17 protein-coding genes and 3 tRNA genes are annotated in these 21932 nt (G+C 69.4%); 8 read left to right on the top strand and 12 right to left on the bottom strand.

Annotated features, from left to right (window positions below; genetic code table 11):
* Positions 1–54 precede the first annotated feature (54 nt).
* Positions 55–261, top strand: a complete 207-nt coding sequence (locus tag IB242_RS05200) for a cold-shock protein (RefSeq protein ID WP_162309646.1) — start codon at positions 55–57, stop codon at positions 259–261.
* Positions 262–567: 306 nt separating this feature from the next.
* Here IB242_RS05200 and IB242_RS05195 read toward each other — a convergent pair whose 3' ends face one another.
* From IB242_RS05195 to IB242_RS05175, 5 genes are all read right to left on the bottom strand, one after another.
* Complete coding sequence (locus IB242_RS05195; protein WP_192276484.1) at positions 568–5502, bottom strand: alpha-2-macroglobulin; 4935 nt, start codon at positions 5500–5502, stop codon at positions 568–570.
* Between the two features lie 109 nt (positions 5503–5611).
* Complete coding sequence (locus IB242_RS05190) at positions 5612–7132, bottom strand: ATP-binding protein (RefSeq protein WP_192276481.1); 1521 nt, start codon at positions 7130–7132, stop codon at positions 5612–5614.
* A 1-nt stretch (position 7133) separates the two neighbouring features.
* Complete coding sequence (locus IB242_RS05185; RefSeq protein WP_192276478.1) at positions 7134–7577, bottom strand: response regulator; 444 nt, start codon at positions 7575–7577, stop codon at positions 7134–7136.
* Positions 7574–9397, bottom strand: a complete 1824-nt coding sequence (locus IB242_RS05180; RefSeq protein ID WP_192276475.1) for an ATP-binding protein — start codon at positions 9395–9397, stop codon at positions 7574–7576. Before IB242_RS05180 ends, IB242_RS05185 begins: the two co-directional genes overlap by 4 nt.
* Before the next feature lie 123 nt (positions 9398–9520).
* Positions 9521–9595, bottom strand: a tRNA-Val gene (locus IB242_RS05175).
* A 168-nt stretch (positions 9596–9763) separates the two neighbouring features.
* On the opposite strand from IB242_RS05175, the gene IB242_RS05170 reads away from it, so the two are divergent.
* Complete coding sequence (locus IB242_RS05170) at positions 9764–11299, top strand: hypothetical protein (protein ID WP_192276472.1); 1536 nt, start codon at positions 9764–9766, stop codon at positions 11297–11299.
* Between the two features lie 14 nt (positions 11300–11313).
* Here IB242_RS05170 and IB242_RS05165 read toward each other — a convergent pair whose 3' ends face one another.
* The 5 genes from IB242_RS05165 to IB242_RS05145 form a co-directional block, all read right to left on the bottom strand.
* Positions 11314–12936 (bottom strand): FMN-binding glutamate synthase family protein, encoded by a 1623-nt coding sequence (locus tag IB242_RS05165; RefSeq protein WP_192276469.1) that lies wholly within the window; start codon positions 12934–12936, stop codon positions 11314–11316.
* 370 nt (positions 12937–13306) lie between these two features.
* The gene (locus IB242_RS05160) at positions 13307–14608 is read right to left on the bottom strand and encodes a nucleotide sugar dehydrogenase (RefSeq protein WP_192276465.1); all 1302 of its coding nucleotides are present in this window, start codon (positions 14606–14608) and stop codon (positions 13307–13309) included.
* 60 nt (positions 14609–14668) lie between these two features.
* Positions 14669–15106: a hypothetical protein gene (locus IB242_RS05155; RefSeq protein ID WP_192276462.1), complete on the bottom strand. Its 438-nt coding sequence runs from the start codon at positions 15104–15106 to the stop codon at positions 14669–14671.
* Between the two features lie 105 nt (positions 15107–15211).
* Positions 15212–15595, bottom strand: coding sequence for a group III truncated hemoglobin (locus IB242_RS05150; RefSeq protein WP_192276459.1), 384 nt, complete (start codon positions 15593–15595; stop codon positions 15212–15214).
* A gap of 32 nt (positions 15596–15627) precedes the next feature.
* Positions 15628–15714: transfer RNA gene (locus IB242_RS05145), tRNA-Leu, on the bottom strand.
* Between the two features lie 143 nt (positions 15715–15857).
* Here IB242_RS05145 and IB242_RS05140 point away from each other — a divergent pair.
* Positions 15858–16889 carry a LacI family DNA-binding transcriptional regulator gene (locus IB242_RS05140; RefSeq protein ID WP_192276457.1) on the top strand — a complete coding sequence of 344 codons (1032 nt, stop codon included), beginning with the start codon at positions 15858–15860 and terminating at the stop codon, positions 16887–16889.
* Between the two features lie 129 nt (positions 16890–17018).
* Here IB242_RS05140 and IB242_RS05135 read toward each other — a convergent pair.
* Positions 17019–17094, bottom strand: a tRNA-Gly gene (locus IB242_RS05135).
* Positions 17095–17870: 776 nt separating this feature from the next.
* Positions 17871–18029: a hypothetical protein gene (locus tag IB242_RS05130; protein ID WP_192276455.1), complete on the bottom strand. Its 159-nt coding sequence runs from the start codon at positions 18027–18029 to the stop codon at positions 17871–17873.
* A gap of 29 nt (positions 18030–18058) precedes the next feature.
* Here IB242_RS05130 and IB242_RS05125 point away from each other — a divergent pair, with 29 nt between their 5' ends.
* From IB242_RS05125 to IB242_RS05105, 5 genes are all read left to right on the top strand, one after another.
* Entirely contained in the window at positions 18059–18814 is a 756-nt protein-coding gene (locus IB242_RS05125) for a hypothetical protein (RefSeq protein WP_023095532.1), read from the top strand.
* Between the two features lie 119 nt (positions 18815–18933).
* Complete coding sequence (locus tag IB242_RS05120) at positions 18934–19146, top strand: AlpA family transcriptional regulator (RefSeq protein WP_031276155.1); 213 nt, start codon at positions 18934–18936, stop codon at positions 19144–19146.
* Positions 19147–19188: 42 nt separating this feature from the next.
* Positions 19189–20064, top strand: a complete 876-nt coding sequence (locus IB242_RS05115) for a ParA family protein (RefSeq protein ID WP_192276453.1) — start codon at positions 19189–19191, stop codon at positions 20062–20064.
* On the top strand, positions 20048–20296 hold the full coding sequence (locus IB242_RS05110; RefSeq protein WP_192276450.1) for a type II toxin-antitoxin system HicA family toxin: 249 nt from the start codon (positions 20048–20050) through the stop codon (positions 20294–20296). Before IB242_RS05115 ends, IB242_RS05110 begins: the two co-directional genes overlap by 17 nt.
* Positions 20289–21923: a ParB family protein gene (locus IB242_RS05105; protein ID WP_192277747.1), complete on the top strand. Its 1635-nt coding sequence runs from the start codon at positions 20289–20291 to the stop codon at positions 21921–21923. The genes IB242_RS05110 and IB242_RS05105 overlap by 8 nt, the downstream gene beginning before the upstream one ends.
* The last annotated feature ends 9 nt before the right edge of the window (positions 21924–21932 follow it).

Genomic DNA, 21932 nt, shown 5'->3' with positions numbered 1-21932 from the left:
GGCGGGTGTGGCGGCCGCCGCACATTCCGTCAATCGCAAGGACTACGCAGCATCATGGCCAACGGTACCGTCAAGTGGTTCAACGACGCCAAGGGATTCGGCTTCATTTCGCCGGAGGATGGCAGCGCGGACGTGTTCGCGCACTTTTCCGCGATCAATTCCAAGGGTTTCCGCTCGCTCAAGGAAGGTCAGCGCGTGAGCTACGAGGTCACCCAGGGCCCGAAGGGCGCTCAGGCTTCGAACATCACTCCGCTCGACTGATCTGATACCAGTCGACACAAAGAATTCGATATTGAAGCCCCGCCCACCCGCGGGGCTTTTTTTATGCGCTGGCGCAGGCCCTGAAAACTGGCGACGCAGAATCCCGGCAGCGCCGGCGAAGCATGGCCCTAACCACTCCCGTCACCGGCGCGCGCTGGGAATCTCCGCCGCGAAACCGCAGCCGCCCGGAATCGGCGGGCATGGCCGCAACCGGATTCCCATCCGCCATCACGCGCGTGATCTCCCGCGCAGACAGCCGCAGACCGCAGGCCCCGCATGCCGATCGCATGCGGGGCGTTGCCCGGCTCAGGGCGCGATCACCGTGATCGTCGCCGGCCTCGACGCGCCGACGCCGCGCAGCTCCGGACGGTACATGTCTTCGGCCATCGGCGGCGGCACGTTGTAGGTGCCGGGCGTCACCGCCCGCACCAGGTAGAACAGCCGCGACCTGCCCGAGCCCAGCCGCAGTGCGGCCACGTAGCGGTCGTCGCGGAACTCCTCGTGGCGCAGGTCGGCCGCCTGCGCACGTTCGCCGATCGACACGCCTTCGATGTCCACGCCGTCCCACTGCGCCGGATCGGACAGGTTGAAGTTCTCGATCTCCAGGCCGGCCGGCAGCAGGTCGGTGACCAGGGCGTCGGGCATCGGCTGGTCGGCGCTGACGGTCAGGCGCACGACCAGGGTCTGGCCTTCCTTCAGCGGGCCACCCCGCCAGGGTTTGCCGTCGGGCAGGAACCAGTCGCGGACCACGCCGATGCGACGCATGTCCTCGGCCGGCGGCTGGCGCGGAATGCCGGCCACGTCGATGCTGGCGTACAGCGGTCCCTGCCCGCCTTCGGCGACGAAACGCACGCCGCGGGCCAGCGCGGCGCGGTCGAACAGCCGCGACACCATCCGCGCCGGCGCGACCGTCTCGCTGCTGTCGCCGATGGCGAGCTGTCCGCCGATGCGCCGGCCTTGGGTGGCCCCCAGCGCCTTGCCCATGCGCGCCAGCGCCATCTGCTCCTGGGTGCTCAGCCACAACCGGTTGCCGCTGTCGCCGCCGCGCCTGGCATCGATCGCCCGGCCCAGCGCCACAGCGCGCGCGTCGTACTCGGGCTTGCCCTGACCGCGCTCGTGCAGCAGCGCGATCATCAGCGCGTCGTCGCGGATCCGGCTGCCGTAGTCGCCCAGCCACGGGCGCTGGTCCGGATCGCGGGCGAAGCCGTCGGCGATCGCCGCCGCGCCGCGCTTCGCGTCGCCCTGCAGGCTCAACGCCAGGCCCAGGTGGACCAGCGGCAGGCCGGTCAGGCTGCTGCCCTTCTCGTTGTCGTACAGCGCGCGCAGCGTGCCCAACGGTGCACGGTTGACCCGTGCCAGGACGTAGCCCGAATAGGCGCGGTTGGCGAAGCGCAGGTGCTCGCGGCGGTCGCGGCCGTAGAACTGGTTCGCGCCGGACAGCAGGTCCTCCGAGAGCCGGTCCAGCGCCTTCTGCAGCATGCCCTCGGGCACGGCGAAACCGGCCTCGCGCGCATCCAGCAGGAACTCGGCGATGTACGGGGTCAGCAGCGGATCGGCCTCGCCCTGTCCGCCCCACAACGAGAAGTGGCCATTGGCCGACTGCATCGCCGCCAGGCGGCCGAACGCGCCTTCCATGCGTGCGCGCCGGGCCGAGGCGTCCAGTCCGGCGACGCCGAACAGGGCCGCGGTTTCGGCATCGAGCAGCAGGCCGGCGTAGCCCTTGCTGGTGGTCTGCTCGGCGCAGCCGTACGGATACTCCAGCGCGCCCTGCAGGGCTGCGGCGAACGGCACCGGCGGCAAGGCCGAGACCTGCATCCGCGCCTGCACCGATTCGCCCATCAGCCCATCGGCCAGGGCCGCATCCAGAGTCAGCACGCCATCGGCGCCGAGCACGCGTGTCTGCGCGCGCAGGATCGACGGCCAGGCCGCCCGCACCGGCAGCTCATGGCGCCGGTCGACGGTGTAGCCGCCACCATCGACGCGCACCCGCACCTTGCCGACGCTGTGGCCTTCCAGCGCACGCAGCGGGAAGTTCAGCGTGCGCTTGGCGCCATCGGCCAGCTCCAGCGTGCGCTCGCCCTCGGCGATCGCCAGCGGGCCCTCGCCGTCGACCCGGACCTTGAAGCTGCCGGCCTTGCCGCTGAAGTTCTGCACGTCCAGCGTCACCGTCGCGGCGTCGCCAGGCGCCATCACCCGCGGCATGCCGGCCTCGGCCACAACCGGTGCCCGCACCAGCACCTCGGCATCGCGGTTGCCGTAGCGGGTATCGCCATAGACCAGCGCCGACACCCGCAGCGTGCCGTTGAAATCCGGCACCGGCAGCTGCAGCCTGGCATTGCCCTGCGCATCCAGCGCGACCGGCCCGGAGAACAGGTCCACGGTCTGCACGCGGGCGGTCGGGCGCCGCGCCTGCGGCAGCGCCGCCAGGGCCATGTCGCCACCGAAGCGCAGCCGCGCGGTGCCGCCGGCGAAGCTCTCGATCACCCGCCCGTACACGTCGTAGGCATCGGTGGCCAGGCGACGCTGGGCGAAGAAATGCGCGTTCGCGTCCGGCACCGGGAAGCGGGTGATGTTGAGGATGCCCACATCCACCGCCGACACCGTCACGTGCGCCTGCTGGCCGGCCAGCTGCGGCACGCTGACCGTGACCGGCAGCGCGCGCCCCGGCTGCATCTGCTCCGGCACCTTCAGCCCGACCGCGACGCGGCGGTCCTTGCGCGACATCGGCACGTGGGCGACGCCGACCGCACGCGCCGGGGTGACCTGGCTGGCCGCCGAGCCGCCGCGGAACACCAGCGCGGTGACGTACACGTCGTGCCGCTCCCAGTCCTCGGTGACCGGAATCTCGAAGGTGGCCGTGGCCTTGCCCTCGCTGCCGCGGACCTCGATGTCGTGCACGTACAGCAGCCTGTCGCTCTCGACCAGCAGCACGCCACGCCCGGCCTGCGGCGGGGTCACCGTGACCTTGAGCGTGTCGCCGGCGGTGTAGCCGGTGCGGTCCAGCGCCAGCTTGATCTTGTCGGGGCGCGCATCCGGGCCGCGGTTCTCGTCGCCCCAGCTCCAGCCGGCGCGGAACGGATAGCGCATGGTCAGGCCGGTGTCCGGGTCGAACACGTCGAGCCGGTACTCGCCCCACTCCACCGGCACGTCGAACGCGGTCGCCGAGGTGCCGGCATCCAGCGTGCGGGTCTGCTTGTTCTCGAAGCGGCGGGTGAAGTCGTAATCCCAGCCGCCTTCGTCGTCGAAGCGCCAGTGGTAGTCGCGCAGCTCGCGCACCAGGGTCAGCTGCAGCCCCTTGGCCGGCAGCGGCTGGCCGTCGCGGCCGACGCGCACCAGCTCGAAGCGCGCATTGCCGTTGGCGTCGGCGCCATCGGCCTCGTCGAACAGCGGGCGCACGCCGACCAGCGCATCGGCCGGCCAGACCACCCGCTGCAGGGTGCGGCTGACCGGGCGGCCGCCGCTCTCGTGCACGCTGCCGCTGACCGTGGCCAGCACCGGCGTCTTGCCGTCGACCTCCTCGGGCAGGGGCAGCTCGGCCTCGACCCGACCCTTGGCATCGAAGCTGGTGTCGATCACGTCGCGCGGATCCTTGGGCAGGCTCACCGTCGCGTCGCCGAAGCGGTACCCGGGCAGCTTGCCCGGCAACGGTTCGCGCGCCACCGCCACCGTCAGCCGCGCGGTGAAACGGTTGCCATCGGCCGGCGCGCCGTACAGGTACGCGGCGTCGGCCTGCAGCCTGAAGGGCTGCTTGGGCGCCAGCGTCTCCTGCGGGCTGGACAGGTCCAGCTTCATCCGCTCGGGCAGGAACTCCTCGATCCGCAGGGTCATGCCCTGCACCGCTTCGCCCGCGCCCGGATCGGTGCGGAATTCGACCTGCCAGCGTCCGGTCGGCGCGTCGGCCGGGATCTCCTGCTCGAACCGGTAATGGCCCTGGGTGCCGGCCTCGAGCCGGGTCTCGCGGAACACGCGGCCATCAGGCTGCTTCAGCCGCAGGAACAGCGGCTGGCCCTTGCCGTTTCCATCCTTCGGCGCCGGCAGCGCGCGCCCGTCGAAGTCGCGCAGCAGCGCGGAGATGCGCACCGTCTCGCCCGGCCGGTACAGGTCGCGGCCGGACCAGGCGAACACGTCGAAGTCGGCCTGGCCGCGGCCGTCCACCGCGAACTCGGACAGGTCCAGCGCCGGCTGGTTGAACGGCAGCAGGGAGACGTCCTTGCCGCGGCGGGCGACCAGCACGTGGCCGGCATCGAGCCGGTAGTCCAGCAGCGCGTTGCCGTTGGTATCGGTGGAGGCCTTCAGCACCGCCTGGCCCCTGGCGTCGAGCACGCGCAGTTCGGCGCCCTTCAGCGGCGAGCCGTCGTGCAGGGAGGCCGCGTGCACGTACAGCGTATCGCGGTAGGCGCGGGTGTGCAGGCCGATGTCGCTGACGCTGAAGAAGGCGGTGTCGTACTGGTCCGAGTACTGGCCGACCCGGCGCATCACCGCGAAGTACAGGCCGGGTTGCTGCAGCTCGGCGATGTCCTGCACCGGCAGGTAGTTGAGCACGCGCTCGTTGCGCTCGCCGCCGAGTACGAAGCGGTTGAGGTAGGCCGGCTCGGCCAGCTCGCGCAGCGGCGTGCGCTCGCCGTACTCGCTGTCCAGCTCCCAGCCACCGCGACGGCCGCCCTTCTGGAATGCGGCATAGAAGCGCGGCAGTTCGGCATCGCGCACGCGCAGGAATTCGACGTCGACCTCCTCGACGTTGACCGACACCACCGGCAGGCCGCGGCTTTCGCGCGCCGGCAGCACGCTGCCCTGCGAGGCGAAGCCGACCACCGGCTCGAGCTCGCCGGTGTGCACCTGCCTGTCGATCGCCTGGCCCAGCCGGGTGCCATCGGCGGCGACCAGGTCGGCCGAGACCTTGACCTGGTAATCCCTGGCCGCCTCCACGTAGGGATAGCGCAGGGTCAGACCGTCTTCGGACAGCGACCAGCCGCTGCCGTTGTCCGGCTTGGGATCGACCTGCAGCAGCGCATCGAAATCCTGCGTGCCGACCAGCGGCTGCGAGAACTCCAGCGCCAGGGTCAGCTGGCCGTCGTGCTGGTCGGGAAACGCGCGGACCAGGCCGAAGCCTTCGACCGTCTCGCGCTGGGCCTGGATCTTCTCGCCACCGGCCTGCGGCAGCTGCCCGCCCGGGTCGCGTCCGCATCCGACGATCACCAACGCCAGCAGGACGGTCGCAACCGCCGACCGGCACCGCCGCATCCACCGCGTCCCCTGTCCGACCTGCTCCATGCACACGCATCCGTTCCGCCAAGACCGCGCCAGTATAGGCGGGCGCGGTGGCGTGCAGATGGCCCCGGAAGCGGTGCGATCAGGCGGTGGCGTGCCTTTCGGCCAGGGCCTCGGCGACCGACTCGAACAACTCGCGCATGCCGATCGGACGCTGCAGGCGCCGCAGTGGCAGTGCCGGCGGCAGCAGCGCTTCCTCCAGCGGCGAGGCGGCATCCTCCAGCACGATGGCCGGGCCGGCGTAGCCGGATTCGTGCATCGCCGCCAGCAGGCCGGCGGCGGTCAGCATCGAGATGCCGCTGTCGACCACCACCAGGTCTGGCGCCTCGCCGTCGACCCAGCGCCGCAGCGCGGCGGCGCCATCGGTCGCCATGTCGGGCACGTAGCCCTGGCTGGCCAGTGCGTGGCCGAGCAGCGACAGCTGGGCCGCCTCGGCGGCCACCAGCAGGATCCGCTCGCCATGGCCGGCCGCAGGCGCCGGGATCTGCTCGGCATCCTCGTCGGCGATCTCGACCGGCAGCGGCAGCCACAGGTCGAAACGGGTGCCTTCGCCGACGGCGCTGGCGACCTCGATCCGGCCGCCGTTGCTCTCGGCGATGCGCTTGCACGACACCAACCCCAGGCCGGTGCCACTGGTCTTGGTGGTGAAGAACGGCGTGAACAGCTGCGCGCGGGTGGTGTCGTCCATGCCCACGCCGGTGTCGCTGACGCCGATCCGGACCTGCAGGCCGACCTGATCGGCCGACAGGGTCAGCTTTCCGCCGTCGGGCATCGCATGCAGGGCGTTCAGGCAGAGATTGAGCAGGCACTGCTGGAGCTCGGTGTAGTTGGCTTCCACCGCCAGCGCCTGGTCGGCGATGGCCAGCTCCAGTTCGACGCCGCGCGGCAGGCTGCCCTTGAGCAGCAGCTCGACCGCGTGGAACAGATCGACCAGCGCGATGTGCTCGCTGGCCCGCCGCGACCCGCGCACGAACGAGAGCATCGATTCGGCCATCTCGTGCCCGCGGCGGCCACACTCGGCCACCACGGCCGCGAGCTGGTGCAGGCGCGGGTCGTCGGTCCGCTGCTGCAGCAGGTCGGGCACGATCAGCAGCGGCTGCAGGATGTTGCGCAGGTCGTGGCTGAGGCCGGCGGCCAGCAGCGACAGGCTTTCCAGGCGCTGGGTGCGCATCAGCTCGGCCTCGGCACGCTGCCGCTCGGCCTCGGTGCGGGCCTCGCGCAGCGCGCGCTCGACCGCCATCGGCAGGCGCGCGCTGCTGTGTTTGAGGATGTAGTCGTTGGCGCCGTCGTGCAGCGCCTCGACCGCGGCGTCCTCGCCGATGGTGCCGGAGACGAAGATGAAGGGCATCAGCGCGGCCTGGCCGCGCACGATGCGCAGGGCCTCGTGCCCGGAGAACCCCGGCATGCTCAGGTCCGACAGCACGATGTCGGGCTTGAAGCCGGCCAGGGCCGAGGCCACGCCCTGCGCGTCGTCCACCCGCAGGAAGTCGGCGCGCAGGCCGGCGTCCTCCAGCTGCATCTGCACCAGCTCGGCGTCCTCGGGCGAGTCTTCCACCAGCAGGACACGCACCTTGTGGACACTGCTGATCGCACGCAACGGCATGTCAGCCCTCGCTCGTCGGCGCTTGGTTGACCAGCGCCCAGAAGTGGCCGAGGGTCTTGACCGCGCCGAAGAACTGCTCGACGTCGACCGGCTTGACCACGTAGGCGTTCGCGCCCAGGTCCCAGCTGCGGGCCAAGTCGCTTTCCTCGCGCGAGGACGACAGGATCACCACCGGCAGCCGCCGCAGGCGCTCGTCGGCACGGATCCGCTGCAGCACCTCCAGCCCGTCCATCCGCGGCATCTTGATGTCCAGCAGCAGCACCGCCGGATCGACGTCGGCGCGGTCGGCGAACCGCCCCTTGCGCTGCAGGTACTCCAGCGCCTCGACGCCGTCCTCCACGTGCACGATCGGGTTGGCGAGCTTGGCCTCGCGCAGCGCGTCGATCGCCATTTCGGCGTCGGCGGCGCTGTCTTCGGCCAGCAGGATGGTGCGGATCGTGGTCATTGGATGTTCTCGGAAGAGAAGGAGGCGTCCGGCGGAGGCGGCAGGACGAAATGAAAGACGGCGCCCTTGTCGGGTTCGGATTCGGCCCAGATCTGGCCGCCGTGGCGCGTCAGGACCCGGCGCACGCTCGCCAGGCCGATACCGGTGCCCGGATACTCGCTGGGCTTGTGAAGGCGCTGGAACACGCCGAACAGCTTGTGCGCGTATTCCATGTCGAAACCGACGCCATTGTCGCGCACGCTGAAATGATGCGCACCTTCGTCGTTCAGGTGATAGCCGACTTCGACCAGGGCCGGCTCGCGCCGGGCGGAATACTTGACCGCGTTTCCAAGCAGGTTCAGCCAGACCTGGCGCATCATGTTCTCGTCGGCCACCACGATGGGAAGGGGCTGGATGCGCCACTCGACCCGGTGCACCGCCCGGCCGCCGGCCTCTGCGTCGGCTTCGAGGTTGGAGTCCAGGACTGCGCGGGCCTCGGCGACCAGCGACTGCATGTCCACCGCCTGCAGCCTCAGCGCGCTGCGGCCCAGGCGCGAGTAGACCAGCAGGTCGTCGATCAGGCTGGACATCCGCTGCGCCGAACTGCCGATCACCCCAAGATAGTGGCGCCCCTTCTCGTCGATGCCATCGCCCAGATGGCGCGACAGCTTGTCGGAGAATCCTGCCACATGGCGCAGCGGCGCACGCAGATCGTGGGACACCGAATAACTGAACGCTTCAAGTTCCCGGTTGACTTCCGAAATCTGTTCGATCTTGCCTTCCAGCTGCCGGTTCAGGTTCGCGATCCGCTGCTGGGCCACCTTGTGCGCGCTGATGTCGCTGACGGTCATCAGGATCGCGTCGTCCTCGCGGTCCGGCAGCTGCATCCTGCGGGCGTTGATCAGCATGGTCCGGACCACGCCGTCGGCGGTGCGCTGGACATGCTCGAAATCCCACAGTTCGCGGTTGCGCACCAGTACGTCGACCAGACGCTGGCGGATCACCGGATCGCGCCATGCGCCGTTGCCGACCTCGTCCAGCGTGGAGCGCAGTTCGTCTTCCTCGGTGTCGTAGAGCTCGGCGAACGCGGTGTTGTGCATGATCACGCGCAGGCCGGGATCGAGCAGCGCGATCGGTTCGCGCACGGTCTGCAGCACCGCCAGCGCTCGCGCGCTGGCCCGGCGCAGGCGCCGCTCGGTGGTCAGGCGCTTGCGCTCGAGCCGGTACAGCAGGTAGATCACCAGCGCCAGCAGCGCGACCTGCACCACTACGGCGCCCATCGTCAGCCAGCCGATCCGCTGCTGCTGCTGCTGCGCGTACTGCTTGCGTTCGTTGAGCAGGCGCTGCTCGTTGCCGAGGATCTGGTCGAACAGCTCGCGCACCCGGTAGCGCGAGCCCATGTCGTGGATCAGGTCGCGGCGCTCGGCCAGCGGCGCACCCAGCGCGAGCCGCCGGCAGATCTCCATGCGCCGCAGGATCTGCTCGTGCAGCCGGCCGATCAGGATCTGCTGCCCGGGGTTGTCGCGGCTCAGTTCCTCCAGCCGCGCCAGCGCCGGCGCGGTCTGCGCGATGCTGCGCTCCAGGCCCGGGCCGTAGACCGGGTCGTCGGCGCCGGCGGCGATGGCCAGCGCGTAGGACTCGCTCTCGCGCAGCTGCGCTTCCAGCGCATGCACCGCGGCCTCCACCTCGAGCGTGTGCCGGACCGACTCGGCCGCTTCCAGCCCGTCCAGGCTCCAGTCCCGCGCCAGCACGAACGGCAGGACCACGATCAACAACACCGAGGCGACCAGCGCCGGGACGCGCCAGCGTACGTAGGCCTGCTCGATCTGGCTGGGCTGCATGGTGCTCCTTCGTCCGGTCCGGATCCGCCGGGCGGCTTCCGATCATGCCGGCAACGAAGCGGGCTGTTAAGTCCCGGCCGCAAAAAGAAAAAGGCCGGCATCGAAGCCGGCCTTTCCCATATCTGGTGGGCGGTACAGGGATCGAACCTGTGACCCTTGCCGTGTGAAGGCAATGCTCTACCGCTGAGCTAACCGCCCGGATCTGCATGCTGTGTTGCAGGGCGCGCATCTTAATCGGCCAGAACGGAACGGTCAATCATCCGCGCGCACTTTCGTACGCGGCTGCGGCCGCTGACCGGCGCCGGTCACGCAAACCGTGTTCGAATTGGACGGCCGCGCCCGCGGCTGCATCGCCAAGGACAGCCCATGCCACGCGTCAGCCCCCCCTTCCTGCCGATCATCTACGTGCGCGGCTACGCCGCCACCATGGCCGAGATCGAGGCGACCACCGCCGACCCGTACATGGGCTTCAACCTCGGCGCCTCGCACCTGCGCCAGCGCTGGGACGGCAAGCCGGTCCGCTTCATCTTCGAATCGCCGCTGCTGCGCCTGATCAAGGACCACGACTACGTCGATGCCTACCAGGGCGGTGGCATCGACTACGAGCCGGGCACCGCCCCGCCCCGCTCGGTCTGGGTGTTCCGCTACTACGAACAGGTGTCCGAATCGCTGGGCACCGGCAGGCGGGTCGGAATGGAGCAGTTCGCCGCCGACCTGCGCGCCTTCATCCTGCAGGTGCGGCGGGCGATCTGCGGAGACGATGCGGCCGCCGCGCGCGACTTCCAGGTCGCCCTGGTCGCGCACTCGATGGGCGGGCTGGTCTGCCGCAGCTACCTGCAGAACCTCTGCCGCCATGGCACCGGCGACACCGCCCGCGACAAGGCGCTGGAACTGGACAGCGCTGCCGCCCGCGCACGGCACCATGTCGGCCGCTTCTACACCTACGGCACGCCGCACGGCGGCATCGAGATGCTGGGCATGAACGTGCCCGACTTCGGCGGCCTGGACGGCCTGCAGGTCTCGAACTTCAACCGCGGGCGCATGCGCGAGTACCTGAAGCTGCCTGCCGGCGCGCCGGTCAATTCGCTGGACGGCGCGTTCCCGGTCGAGCACACGTTCTGCTTCATCGGCTCCAACCACCGCGACTACGAGGCCTTCGCCGGGCTGTCGAAGAAGGCCGCCGGACCGATGAGCGACGGCCTGGTGGCGATCGCCGACGCCTCGATCGAAGGTGCGCCGCGCGCGATCGCGCACCGCAGCCATTCCGGCCCCTACGGCATCGTCAATTCCGAAGAGGGCTACCAGAACCTGCGGCGGTTCCTGTTCGGCGAGGTCGGCATCACCGCGCGCCTTGCAGTGGATGCGCTGTCCCTGCCCGCCGCAGTCCAGGCCGAGAAGGACGCCGGTAAAGAGGTCCGCGGCTCCTACTACATCGATGCCGCCAGTTCGGTGCGCAACGCGCTGTACATGCTCAACGAGCGCCGCCAGGACCAGAACTCGGCGATCCTGATGGAGTACGACGCACTGGTGAAGGACGGCAAGCCGGTCTACCTGTTCACCGGCTACCTGCTCAAGGCCGCCCGCGAAGCGGCGGACCGCGCCCTGGTGTTCTACATCGACCTGGCCGTGCACGTGCCGCTGTTCGAGGTCGGCGGCCGCCTGTTCCGGCGAAACTACATGAACAGCTACAACTACCGCGAGCGGATCACCTTCGCGATCCGCGACGGCAGCGTGCGCTACGGCCTGGCCTCGCTGCACGGCGACGAAGCGCCACTGGCTGCCAGCCTGCAGCAGGGCGACGGCGGCACCCGGCTGCTGCAGATCGCGCTGGCCAGCCCGGACGGCGTGCGCCCGGGCTTCGCCGGGCGCCTGCTGCTGGAGGTGGCCGAGCGCGCATCCTGAGCGGCCCCGCCGGCTCAGCCTGACTTGCTGCGGCGCAGGGCGCCGACCTTGCCCGGCGGGGCGAACGTATCGCTGCGCGCCTCGGCCCAGAACGCCTGGAACACCGCGTGGTCGGGCACGCGCTGCAGCAGTTCGCCCGGCTCCAGGTAGCGGAACAGCGCGGCCAGCGAGCGGATCTCGATCGGCGAGACCCGCCGCAGGATGTGTTCGGGGCCCAGATCGGACGGATGCGACAGCCCGGCCGCGCAGAGCAGGTCGTGCAGCGCGCGCAGCGTGTTGTCGTGGTACTGGTGCACGCGCGTGGCCTTGTCGGCCGGATCCAGGTGCTTCCAGCGGCGCGGGTCCTGGGTGGCGATGCCGGTCGGGCAGCGGTCGGTATGGCAGCTCATCGACTGGATGCAGCCGAGCGCGAACATGAAACCGCGGCCGGAGTTGCACCAGTCCGCGCCCATCGCCATGGTCTTGGCGATGTCGAACGCGCTGGTGATCTTGCCCGCCGCGGCGATCCGCACCTTGTCGCGCAGTTCCAGCCCGACCAGGGTGTTGTGCACCAGCAGCAGCGCCTCGTGCATCGGCACGCCGATGTGGTCCATGAACTCCACCGGCGAGGCGCCGGTCCCGCCTTCGGCGCCGTCGACCACGATGAAGTCCGGCAGCAGCCGGCTCTCGTGCATGGCCTTGGCGATGCCGAACCATTCCCAGGGATGGCCGATGGCCAGCTTGAAGCCGACCGGCTTGCCACCCGACAGCTCACGCAGCCGCGCGACGAACCGCAGCAGTCCCAGCGGCGAGTCGAAGGCCGAGTGCCGCGCGGGCGAGACGCACTCCACGCCTTCCGGCACGCCGCGCGTGGCCGCGATCTCGGCGCTGACTTTGGCCGCGGGCAGCACGCCACCATGACCCGGCTTGGCCCCCTGCGACAGCTTGACCTCGATCATCTTCACCTGCGGTCGCGCGGCCTGCGCGGCGAAGCGCTCCGGGTCGAACCGGCCATGCGCATCGCGGCAGCCGAAGTAGCCCGAGCCGATCTCCCAGACCAGGTCGCCGCCGTGCTCGAGGTGATAGGGCGAGATCGAACCCTCGCCGGTGTCGTGGTAGAAGCCGCCACGGCGCGCGCCTTCGTTGAGCGCGCGCACCGCGCTGGCCGACAGCGAGCCGAAGCTCATCGCCGAGATGTTGAACACGCTGACCGAGTACGGATGCGCGGTGTCCGCGCCGACCACCACGCGGAAATCGTGGCCGGGGATGTCGCTGGGCACCATCGAGTGGTTGATCCACTCGTAGTCCACGGCGTACACGTCCTGCAGCGTGCCGAACGGCACCACGTCCATCACGCCCTTGGCGCGGCGGTAGACCAGCGCGCGCTGCGCGCGCGAGAACGGCGCCTCGACGGTGTCGCCTTCGATGAAGTACTGGCGGATTTCCGGGCCGACCGATTCGAGCCCGTAGCGGAAGTGCGCCAGGATCGGATAGTTGCGGCGCAGCGTGCTGCGCGTCTGCAGCAGATCCAGCGTGCCGATCGCCACCAGCAGGCCGAACGCGGCCACGCCCCACCACCAGGCCGGCCAGAACATCGCCAGCACGCACGAAACAAGCAGCAGCGCGATGCTGCACGCATAGGCCAGGTAACGGCTCATTCCCTCTCCCTTGGTCGATGCCAGCCTGCAGTCTATCCCGCGCGATATGACGGGCCTGTCGGAGCGGGCGATCGGGCAAGCGCCCAGCGCGGTCGATCCGCGACACAACCTGGAGCGCGCGCCATCGCCGGAGCAGCTGCGGGCGGACGCGCGCAGTACAGCGCACCGAATGCCACGCACCGAACGCGTCCACACGCGATCACGCTGCGGATCCGATCCATGGAAGCGGCCCGGTCATGCCGTGCGGTGCGCCAGTACCGCGATGGCGCGGCCGATGCATCCACAGCGCAGCTGGCGACCACCGCATGCACCGGCCGACCGCACTCGCCCCGCGCCGCCAGCAGCGCGCATGCCGCAGCCGGTGCCGCGGTTACAGGCGATCGTCGACGGCTTCGCGCGGCCATACCGACTTGACGTCGTAGACCACCGCGCCGGGCCGGCCCAGCGCCCGCACCTGCGTCGCGTCGTAGGTGCGCCAGGCCTCGTGCGCGACCGCCAGCACGACCGCGTCGTAGCCGCCCGCGCGCGGTGCGGCGCACAACGCCACGCCCTGCCTGGCGACCTCGTCGGCATCGGCCCACGGATCGCAGGCCTCCACCCGCGCCCCGCCCTGCGCCAGCCGCAGCGCCAGCGCCAGTGCACGGCTGTTGCGCAGATCCGGGCAGTTCTCCTTGAAGGTCACGCCCAGCACCAGGATGTCCGCCTGGTCGGGTGCCACGCCACGCGCGGCCAGCATCGCCAGCACGCGTGCCGCCACGTGTTCGCCGACGCGCTCGTTGACCGCGCGCGCGGTGTGGATCAGTTCCGGGTGGTACCCGACGCTCTCGGACTTGTGCAGCAGGTAGTACGGGTCAACGCCGATGCAGTGGCCGCCGACCAGGCCGGGGCGGAACGGCAGGAAGTTCCACTTGGTGCCGGCCGCCTCGAGCACGTCGCCGGTGTCGATGCCGAGCCGGTCGAACACCAGCGCCAGCTCGTTGACCAGCGCGATGTTGACGTCGCGCTGGATGTTCTCGACCACCTTGGCCGCCTCGGCCACGCGGATCGACGGTGCCGGCCAGGTTCCGGCGGCGATGACCTGCCGGTACAGCGCATCGACGAACGCGGCGGCCTCCGGCGTGGAACCGGCAGTGATCTTGCGGATGTCGGACAGGCGGCGCTGGCGGTCGCCGGGGCTGACCCGCTCGGGACTGTAGCCGCAGGAGAACTCCCGGTTGAAACGCAGCCCCGACCCGGCCTCCAGGATCGGCACGCAGATTTCCTCGGTCGTGCCGGGGTAGACGGTCGACTCGTAGATCACCAGCGCGCCGGGCGTCAGCGCGGCGGCCACCAGCGCGCTGGCGCTGCGCAGCGGCGACAGGTCGGGCTGGTGCTGGGCATCGATCGGCGTCGGCACCGCGACGATGAAGATGTCGCATCCGGCCAGCGCCGCCGGATCGCTGCTGTAGTCCAGCCGGGTGGCCGCGGCCAGCTCATCGGCCTCCAGCTCCAGCGTGCTGTCGCGCCCGCCACGCAGCGCGGCCACGCGTTCCGGATCGATGTCGAACCCGAGCACCGGCCGCCGTGCACCGAAGGCCACCGCCAGCGGCAGGCCCACGTACCCCAGGCCGATCACGGCGATCCTCGCGCCTTCGGCGGGCAGCGGAACGACGGACGCATCGATGGCGGTCATGGGCGGCTCGGTGATCGGACGCGCCATTGTAGGCGGCCATGCACGGCCGCGGCGCGGCGGTCAGGCCAGGTGGAACATGCCTTTGGCCAGCAGCACGATGCCGAGCATGTGCACGAACACGCTCAGGTGGATCCTGCGCGATGCGGGCCCGCGCAGGCGCCCCTGCCGGCGCAGCCGCATCGCCATGCAGAAGTGGCCCAGGATGCTGGCCGCCAGCACCAGCTTGAGCAGCAGCTGCAACCCGAACGCACTCGCCAGCGGCGCCTGCAGCAACGGCCGGTAGTGCCAGGCCAGGCCGAGCCCGGCGCCGTACAGCGACAGCAGCACCCAGGGCATCAGCGCACGGGCGCGATCGCCGATGGCCCGCTCCACCTGCGCCATCGCCTCGCGCGGCACGTGCCGGCGCACCGCTTCCAGCATCAGCACCTCGAAGAACACCGTGCCGATGAAGACGAACGCGCACAACAGATGGACGACGAGCAGCAGGTAATAGGTCATCGGGAGCGGACATCGCGGCCAAGCGCCTGGCCGGGCAGCGCCAGACTGCGGCAGTCCCGGCCGCGCGCCCATGACCGGGGTCAAGCCGGAGGCTTCCAGCGCGGATCAGGCCAGCGGGTCGGCGCTGCGCGCCTGCAGGGTCCGGGCCATGCGCCGGGCGGCGTCATCGGCCTCGGCCTGCAGCGCCGGATTGCCGCTTTCGGCGGTGGTCTGCGCGAACAGCGCCAGCCAGCGCGCGTACATCGCCGGCGACAGCGGCGGCAGCGCCCGGTGCCGGGTGACCGGCGCACCGCGGAAGCGCCGCGTACCGCGCAGCATCGCCGACCAGAAATCGACCAGCACCGCCAGATGCGCGGGCCAGTCCGCCACATGCGTCTCGAACATCGGGCCGAGCAGCGCATCGGCGCGCACCCGCGCGTAGAACGCGTGCACCAGGCGCACGATCTCGTCCTCGCTGCAGAGCTCGGTGGCGACGCGGGGAGAAGTCACGGCCTGGCCTGTATGTTCCCCGGATGGCGCGCTGGTGCCCGGGGCGGGACTCGAACCCGCATACCCTTTCGGATGAGGGATTTTAAGTCCCGTGTGTCTACCAGTTTCACCACCCGGGCGCGGACGGCGCGCCTATTGTGCCACCACCGGCCGCGGGACCACCGCCGCAGCGCAGTGCCGCGACGCGGCGTGGCGACTCTGCCGGCTGCGGCTAGAATGCGCCTGCCGCCGGATGCAGGCGGCAGGCACGGACCGGAGGGGTATGCGCGCCAGGATCGAGGATGTAGCCGCCGCGGCGGGCGTATCGATGAAGACCGTCTCGCGGGTGTTCAATCGCGAACCGAACGTGCGCGAAGCGACCCGCCTGAAGGTGGAGGAAGCGGCGCGGACGCTCAACTACCGGCCCAACACCTCGGCCCGCAGCCTCGCCGGCGGCAGGTCGTATCTGGTCTCCCTGCTCTACGACAACCCGTCGTCGAACTACATGATGGAGATCATCGAAGGCGTGCTGGCGGCCTGCGAGCAAGGCAACTACGGCCTCACCCTGCGTCCGCTGGACGTGCGCCAGAGCGACCACATCGAGGCGGTGGAAACCCTGGTCAGCCAGAACCGTCCGGACGGCCTGATCCTGACCCCGCCGCTGACCGACGACCAGCCGCTGCTGCGTCGTCTCAACGACCTCGGCGTGCGTTACTCCAGCATTTCGCCCAAACGCGGCAATGCGCGCCTGGGCGCGATCCTGGACGAACGCGCGGCCGCGGCCGACATGGTCGCCCACGTGGTCGCGCTGGGGCATCGCCGGATCGCCCACATCACCGGCCACCGCAGCCATGGCGCGCGTTCGTGGCGCCTGGCCGGCTACCAGGACGGACTGCGCCGCGCCGGCATCGCGTTCGATCCGGAGCTGGTGGTCGAAGGCGAGTTCTCGTTCCAGTCCGGCATCGTCGGCGCACGCCGTCTGCTGGCGCTGGACGAACGCCCCACCGCGATCTTCGGCGCCAACGACGACACAGCCTGCGGCGTGCTCTACGAAGCCGCTGCGCGCGGGCTGGACGTCCCCGGGGACCTGTCGGTGTTCGGGTTTGACGACAGCCCGATGGCCTGCCAGGTCTGGCCGAGCCTGACCACCGTGCGCCAGCCCAGCCGCGAGATGGGGCGGATCGCCGCACAGCAGCTGCTGACCGAGATCGGCGGCCATGCGAGCGGCGGTGTGGTGCAGGTGCCCTACCAGCTGCAGGTGCGCAACTCGACCGGCCCGGTGCCGCGCCGCACCGCGCCGCCACGCCGGCGCTGAGACGGTCGGAGCGCGCTTCAACCGTCGCTCCCCAGCGTTTCTGCAGGGCGCCCCTGCAGAAACGACGAAGCCCCGTGTCCGGGGCGTCTACGCACCGGGGTTCCGGTGGCTGCGGCGCAGAGCGCCGGATGGAGCGGGAAACGAGACTCGAACTCGCGACCTCAACCTTGGCAAGGTTGCGCTCTACCAACTGAGCTATTCCCGCATGTACCGCACTGCTCCGCCGGTTCCAGCGCTGAGCCCGGCATGGGCGCCGCTCTGGATCCGGCACGACGTGGACGACCGCGCCCGCACCGCTTTCCTGGAAACCACGAAACCCCGTCTCCGGGGTCCCTACGCACCGGCTGGCCGGCGGCTGTGGCGCATGGCGCCAGAACTGGAGCGGGAAACGAGACTTGCACTAGGCGCGTAAGTCGTTGTTTCCCGAACAGTTTCTTCGCCGAGGTGCTCAGCGAAGACCTCAATTGTAGCCTTGTTTTTGGTCCCCGGCAACAAGATCGTCCAAAGACTTCCACTGACGGCCATAGACCCGTACTCAGCGCACCAGACCCACACCCGGCACTGCGTCGTCCGCAACAGTCTCGAACTGGTCGCCTACGCCTTGCCCTCTGCTTCCGCACACCATCAACACGATGACGACCAAGCTGATGCTCTTGGCGTCGGCCTAGCGCGGATGCCGTCTAGGACCCACACGCGCCGCGCATTGCCGGTTTGCTCAAGTCGCGCCGGAAGAACGCACACCCTAGCCGTGGCAAGTCAGCGCACGATTCTTTGTCGATATATCAGGATGCTCGGGCAAGCATGACAGGCGTGGATTTGCTACGTCCGGCTGGACGTTGGACAGCGATTGCCATCCCTTCGTGCCCGGTGAAACCGCTGGCATATCACGTCATACCTAGACGGTTTTGCAGGGACCGTAGCTTCTTACGACCCTGATAGCGTGCGCGTCGCTGTCGAGTCTGCTTTCCGACGCTCGACCATCTAGCGATCGATGAATTTTTGCACATCGAGCACACGACGGCTACCAGTAGCGCGAACTGGTGAGAAGTACTCAAGCCCCATGACGAAGCGGGCATCGGGACTCGCTTCCTGCACAGGTAACAGGCCGACCATGAGGTCGGCGGCAAAGGAGTCGGCCATGTAGTTCTTCTCCTGGAAGGAGACCGAGCATGCACGAGAACAAGAATGATGCACCCACATCAAAGGTGTTCTACCGCCCGATCGAAGCGTCCATCCGCTGGGCTGGGCTGCTGCGATATGAGCAAGTGATCCTGGCCTCGGTTTCGTCGCCAAGGAATCTGCCGCAATCGCTGGACTGCCCGCGCTGGGGCGAACTGCGGCTGTACACCGATCGCATCTACGACGGCATCCTCAATGGGGAACTGCCCTTCGGGCAGAACGGCATCACGGCACGCGACATCGCGCTGATCGAATCCCCTGACCTGACGGTTCGTCACGTGGATCTGAAGCGTTGGATGCGCCAGCACTACCCCGAGCAGCGGCCCGGCTTTCTCTTCTGCCGCAGCGAGCGCATCGCCCATCCCTTCATCTCGCTGGAGACCGGCCAAGCCATGCTCGTCGAGCGCTTGGCCCTCAAATCCGCCCTGGAGCAGTGCAAGCGTCAACTGCGCGAGTTGCAGGACCAGCACGACGCGCTGCTCAAGCAGTCCACGGTGATTCCTGCATGCGCCCAGTGCCCGATCAGCGACCGTGCCGAGGCCACCTACCTGCACATCATCGGCACGATGCTGGAACTGATGCTCGGCCAATCCCCGTCGGGCACCCCGTACTCCAGCTTCAACAGCCAGGAATCCATTGCTACCGCGATGATCGCGCATCACGGCGAACTCATGGGCATTACGGATCGCACGCTGCAAGCCAAATTTGCGCAGGCCCGCCGCAAGCTGCGGGCTGCCGTTTCTTGATATTTGCAAGCCCGTATCTGCGGTCGCGGAAACCGCATTTACGGTGGTTTGGGACAGAAGCCGACATTTGAATAGGTGTCACGCCAACAAACGCCACTGAGCGTTCAGGAGTGACCGCCATGTCGCAAACACCTGTACTGCCGCCCAACGAACGCCGCATCCTGCGCCTGGAAGAAGTCGAAGCGAAGTCTGGCTTCAAGCGCGCCCACATCTACAACCTGATGAGGAAGCGCCAGTTCCCGCAAGCGCTGCGCCTGGGCGTGCGCGCCGTCGGCTGGGACTCCATCGAAATCGACCAGTGGATCGCCGAGCGCGTCAACAGCCGGGCCTGACCCGTTCTCCCGCGGACTTTCCATCCTCACACGGAGAACGCCATGCAGGTTGTATCCATTGTCTCGACCAAAGGGGGCGTCGGTAAAACGACCACGGCCGCCAACCTGGGCGGGCTCGCCGCCGACGCGGGGCTGCGCGTGCTGCTGCTCGATCTCGACGTGCAGCCCACCTTGTCCTCGTACTACGAGCTGGCCCACCGTGCGCCCGGCGGCATCTATGAATTGCTGGCCTTCAACGAGCGCGACCTCGGCCAGCTCGTGTCCCGCACGATCATCACAGGCCTGGACCTGGTGCTCTCCAACGACCACCGGGGCGAGCTGAACACCTTGTTGCTGCATGCGCCGGACGGACGCCTGCGACTACGGCACCTTCTGCCGGCACTGGCTTCCCTCTACGACCTGGTGCTGATCGACACCCAGGGCGCACGCTCGGTGACGCTGGAGATGGCGGTGCTCGCCTCCGATCTCGCGCTGTCACCCGTGACCCCGGAAATCCTCGCCGCCCGCGAGCTGCGGCGCGGCACCATGCAGTTGCTGGAGGACATCGCGCCGTACCGGCACCTGGGCATCGAGCCGCCGCCGCTGCATCTGCTCATCAACCGGGTCCACCCCGTGTCGGCGAACGCCCGGCTGATCCAGCAGGCCCTGCGCGACCTGTTCCAGGACCACACCGGCATCCGCGTGCTGGCCACCGACGTGCCAGCCATCGAAGCCTATCCGCGCGCCGCGACGCGCGGCCTGCCGGTGCATCGGGTCGAGTACCGCCAGCCACCGGGCAGAGTCGCCCCCGCCGCGCTCGACACCATGCGCGGCCTCGCTGGCGAACTGTTCCCGCAATGGCAGCACCGATTTGCCACGGTGTCCGGCCGCCCGCCATTCCCTCTTGATACCGGGAGGCCCCATGGCGAACGCACATGAACTGGCCCGAGGCCACAAGCGGCTGCGCGCCCTGATCGAGTTCGCCGTCGGCGAGGGCTGGCACGTCAAGCGCACGCCAGGCGGCCACCTCAAATTCACCAAGGCCGGCTGCGCTGCGATCTACACCAGTTCGACGGCCAGCGACCACCGGGCAGCCCTCAATGCCCGTGCGCAGATCCGCCGCGCCGAGCGCAAGGCTCGGTCCCCAGCGCAGGGAGGCCGCCATGGCTGAGATGACCTCCCAGCAGATGGCCGGCAAGCTGCTCGCGGCCGGGTTCGAGCGCAGCGGCCCGTCCACCCCGGCCTTGAGCGACCCGATCGCCGACACGCCCATGGTCGTGACCCTGGACCAGTTGCGCCCCTACGACCACGATCCCAGGAAGAAACGCAACCTGGCCTACGAGGACATCAAGGCGTCCATCCGTGAGCGCGGCCTGGACGCGGCGCCGGCGATCACCCGGCGCCCGGGCGAGGATCACTACATCATCCGCAACGGCGGCAACACGCGTCTGGCGATCCTGCGCGAACTGTGGTCGGAGACCAAGGACGAGCGGTTCTTCCGCATATCGTGCCTGTTCCGGCCGTGGCCCAGCCGCGGCGAAGTCGTGATGCTGACCGGCCACCTGGCCGAGAACGAATTGCGCGGGGGCCTGACGTTCATCGAGCGCGCCCTCGGCGTCGAGAAGGCGCGCGAGTTCTACGAACAGGAATGCGGCGCCGCTCTAAACCAGTCCGAGCTGGCCCGCCGCCTCGCCGCCGATGGCTTCCCGGTCCAGCAGTCGCACATCAGCCGGATGAACGACGCGGTGCGCTACCTGCTGCCGGCGATCCCGACCGTGCTCTATGGCGGGCTCGGCCGCCACCAGGTCGAACGCCTGTCGGTCATGCGCAAGGCTTGCATGCTCGCCTGGGAGCGCTACGCCAAGGGCCGCACGCTGGTGCAGGACTTCGACGACTTCTTTCAGGAGGTGCTGTCGCAGTTCGACACGCAGGCCGACGAGTTCGCCCCCCAGCGCGTGCAGGACGAGCTGATCGGCCAGATGTCCGAACTGCTCGGCATCGACTACGACGTACTGGCGCTTGACCTCACCGAATCCGAAAGCCGCCATCGCGCCCTGGTCAGCGATCCGACCCCTCCATCGGCACCGCCCGCGCTGCCTGAGCCGGGCACCGTGGCACGCCCGCCCGCCGCGCCGGCCCCATCGGCCCCGACGCCGGCGGCCACACCTGGGTCGCGCGAGCGCGAGGGCGGCTCAGGGACGGACGGCTCGCCCGCAGGAAGCCCCGTGGCGGCTCCTGGTGATCTGCTGCAGGGGCACATCGTTTCGCCTGCACCGACGACGGAGCGGCTGCAATCCATTCAGCGGATGGTCGCCGACGAGCTGGGGGATGCGCTGCCCGATTTCTCGGCCAATGTCCTGCAGTCCATTCCCGTCCAGGCGGGCGGTCTCTACCCGATTTCCGACGTCTGGCACATCGACGCAGGCCTGGACACACCCGATCGCCTGCGCATCCACATCGCGCAGTTCGCACGCGAGATCGCGGGCGAGGCAGGCCTCGATCAGTGCATCGAGGAACGCGCGGACGGTGTTGGCTTCGCATGCCATGCCAGCGCGCAGTCCCCATCACCGCAGGGCCGCGCCGTGCTGGCATTGCTGGCGAGCCTGGCAGGCCAGGGCTTCGCCGATGCCGATCTGGACGGCGGGCAGCTTGCCGCCGAGCTGCCGGCGCTGCTGCACGGCCAAGGCGATGCGACCCGCCGCTTGAGCGACACGGCGCTGGTCAAGCTGTTCCGATTGCTGCGCCTGGCCCGGCGCCTGCTGGACCTGGAATCCGGTGTCGCAGGCCCTGGGGCATGAAGGAAGGAG

This window comes from Xanthomonas sp. XNM01, assembly GCF_014851915.1.
Lineage (GTDB): Bacteria > Pseudomonadota > Gammaproteobacteria > Xanthomonadales > Xanthomonadaceae > Pseudoxanthomonas.
This window is presented reverse-complemented; position numbering and strand designations above follow the sequence as displayed.

Bases quoted from the DNA above. Each gene is read 5' to 3' on its own strand.
- IB242_RS05200 (WP_162309646.1), top strand. From the start codon at position 55: ATGGCCAACGGTACCGTCAAGTGGTTCAACGACGCCAAGGGATTCGGC.
- IB242_RS05195 (WP_192276484.1), bottom strand. From the start codon at position 5,502: ATGCGGCGGTGCCGGTCGGCGGTTGCGACCGTCCTGCTGGCGTTGGTG.
- IB242_RS05190 (WP_192276481.1), bottom strand. From the start codon at position 7,132: ATGCCGTTGCGTGCGATCAGCAGTGTCCACAAGGTGCGTGTCCTGCTG.
- IB242_RS05185 (WP_192276478.1), bottom strand. From the start codon at position 7,577: ATGACCACGATCCGCACCATCCTGCTGGCCGAAGACAGCGCCGCCGAC.
- IB242_RS05180 (WP_192276475.1), bottom strand. From the start codon at position 9,397: ATGCAGCCCAGCCAGATCGAGCAGGCCTACGTACGCTGGCGCGTCCCG.
- IB242_RS05170 (WP_192276472.1), top strand. From the start codon at position 9,764: ATGCCACGCGTCAGCCCCCCCTTCCTGCCGATCATCTACGTGCGCGGC.
- IB242_RS05165 (WP_192276469.1), bottom strand. From the start codon at position 12,936: ATGAGCCGTTACCTGGCCTATGCGTGCAGCATCGCGCTGCTGCTTGTT.
- IB242_RS05160 (WP_192276465.1), bottom strand. From the start codon at position 14,608: ATGACCGCCATCGATGCGTCCGTCGTTCCGCTGCCCGCCGAAGGCGCG.
- IB242_RS05155 (WP_192276462.1), bottom strand. From the start codon at position 15,106: ATGACCTATTACCTGCTGCTCGTCGTCCATCTGTTGTGCGCGTTCGTC.
- IB242_RS05140 (WP_192276457.1), top strand. From the start codon at position 15,858: ATGCGCGCCAGGATCGAGGATGTAGCCGCCGCGGCGGGCGTATCGATG.
- IB242_RS05130 (WP_192276455.1), bottom strand. From the start codon at position 18,029: ATGGCCGACTCCTTTGCCGCCGACCTCATGGTCGGCCTGTTACCTGTG.
- IB242_RS05125 (WP_023095532.1), top strand. From the start codon at position 18,059: ATGCACGAGAACAAGAATGATGCACCCACATCAAAGGTGTTCTACCGC.
- IB242_RS05120 (WP_031276155.1), top strand. From the start codon at position 18,934: ATGTCGCAAACACCTGTACTGCCGCCCAACGAACGCCGCATCCTGCGC.
- IB242_RS05115 (WP_192276453.1), top strand. From the start codon at position 19,189: ATGCAGGTTGTATCCATTGTCTCGACCAAAGGGGGCGTCGGTAAAACG.
- IB242_RS05110 (WP_192276450.1), top strand. From the start codon at position 20,048: ATGGCGAACGCACATGAACTGGCCCGAGGCCACAAGCGGCTGCGCGCC.
- IB242_RS05105 (WP_192277747.1), top strand. From the start codon at position 20,289: ATGGCTGAGATGACCTCCCAGCAGATGGCCGGCAAGCTGCTCGCGGCC.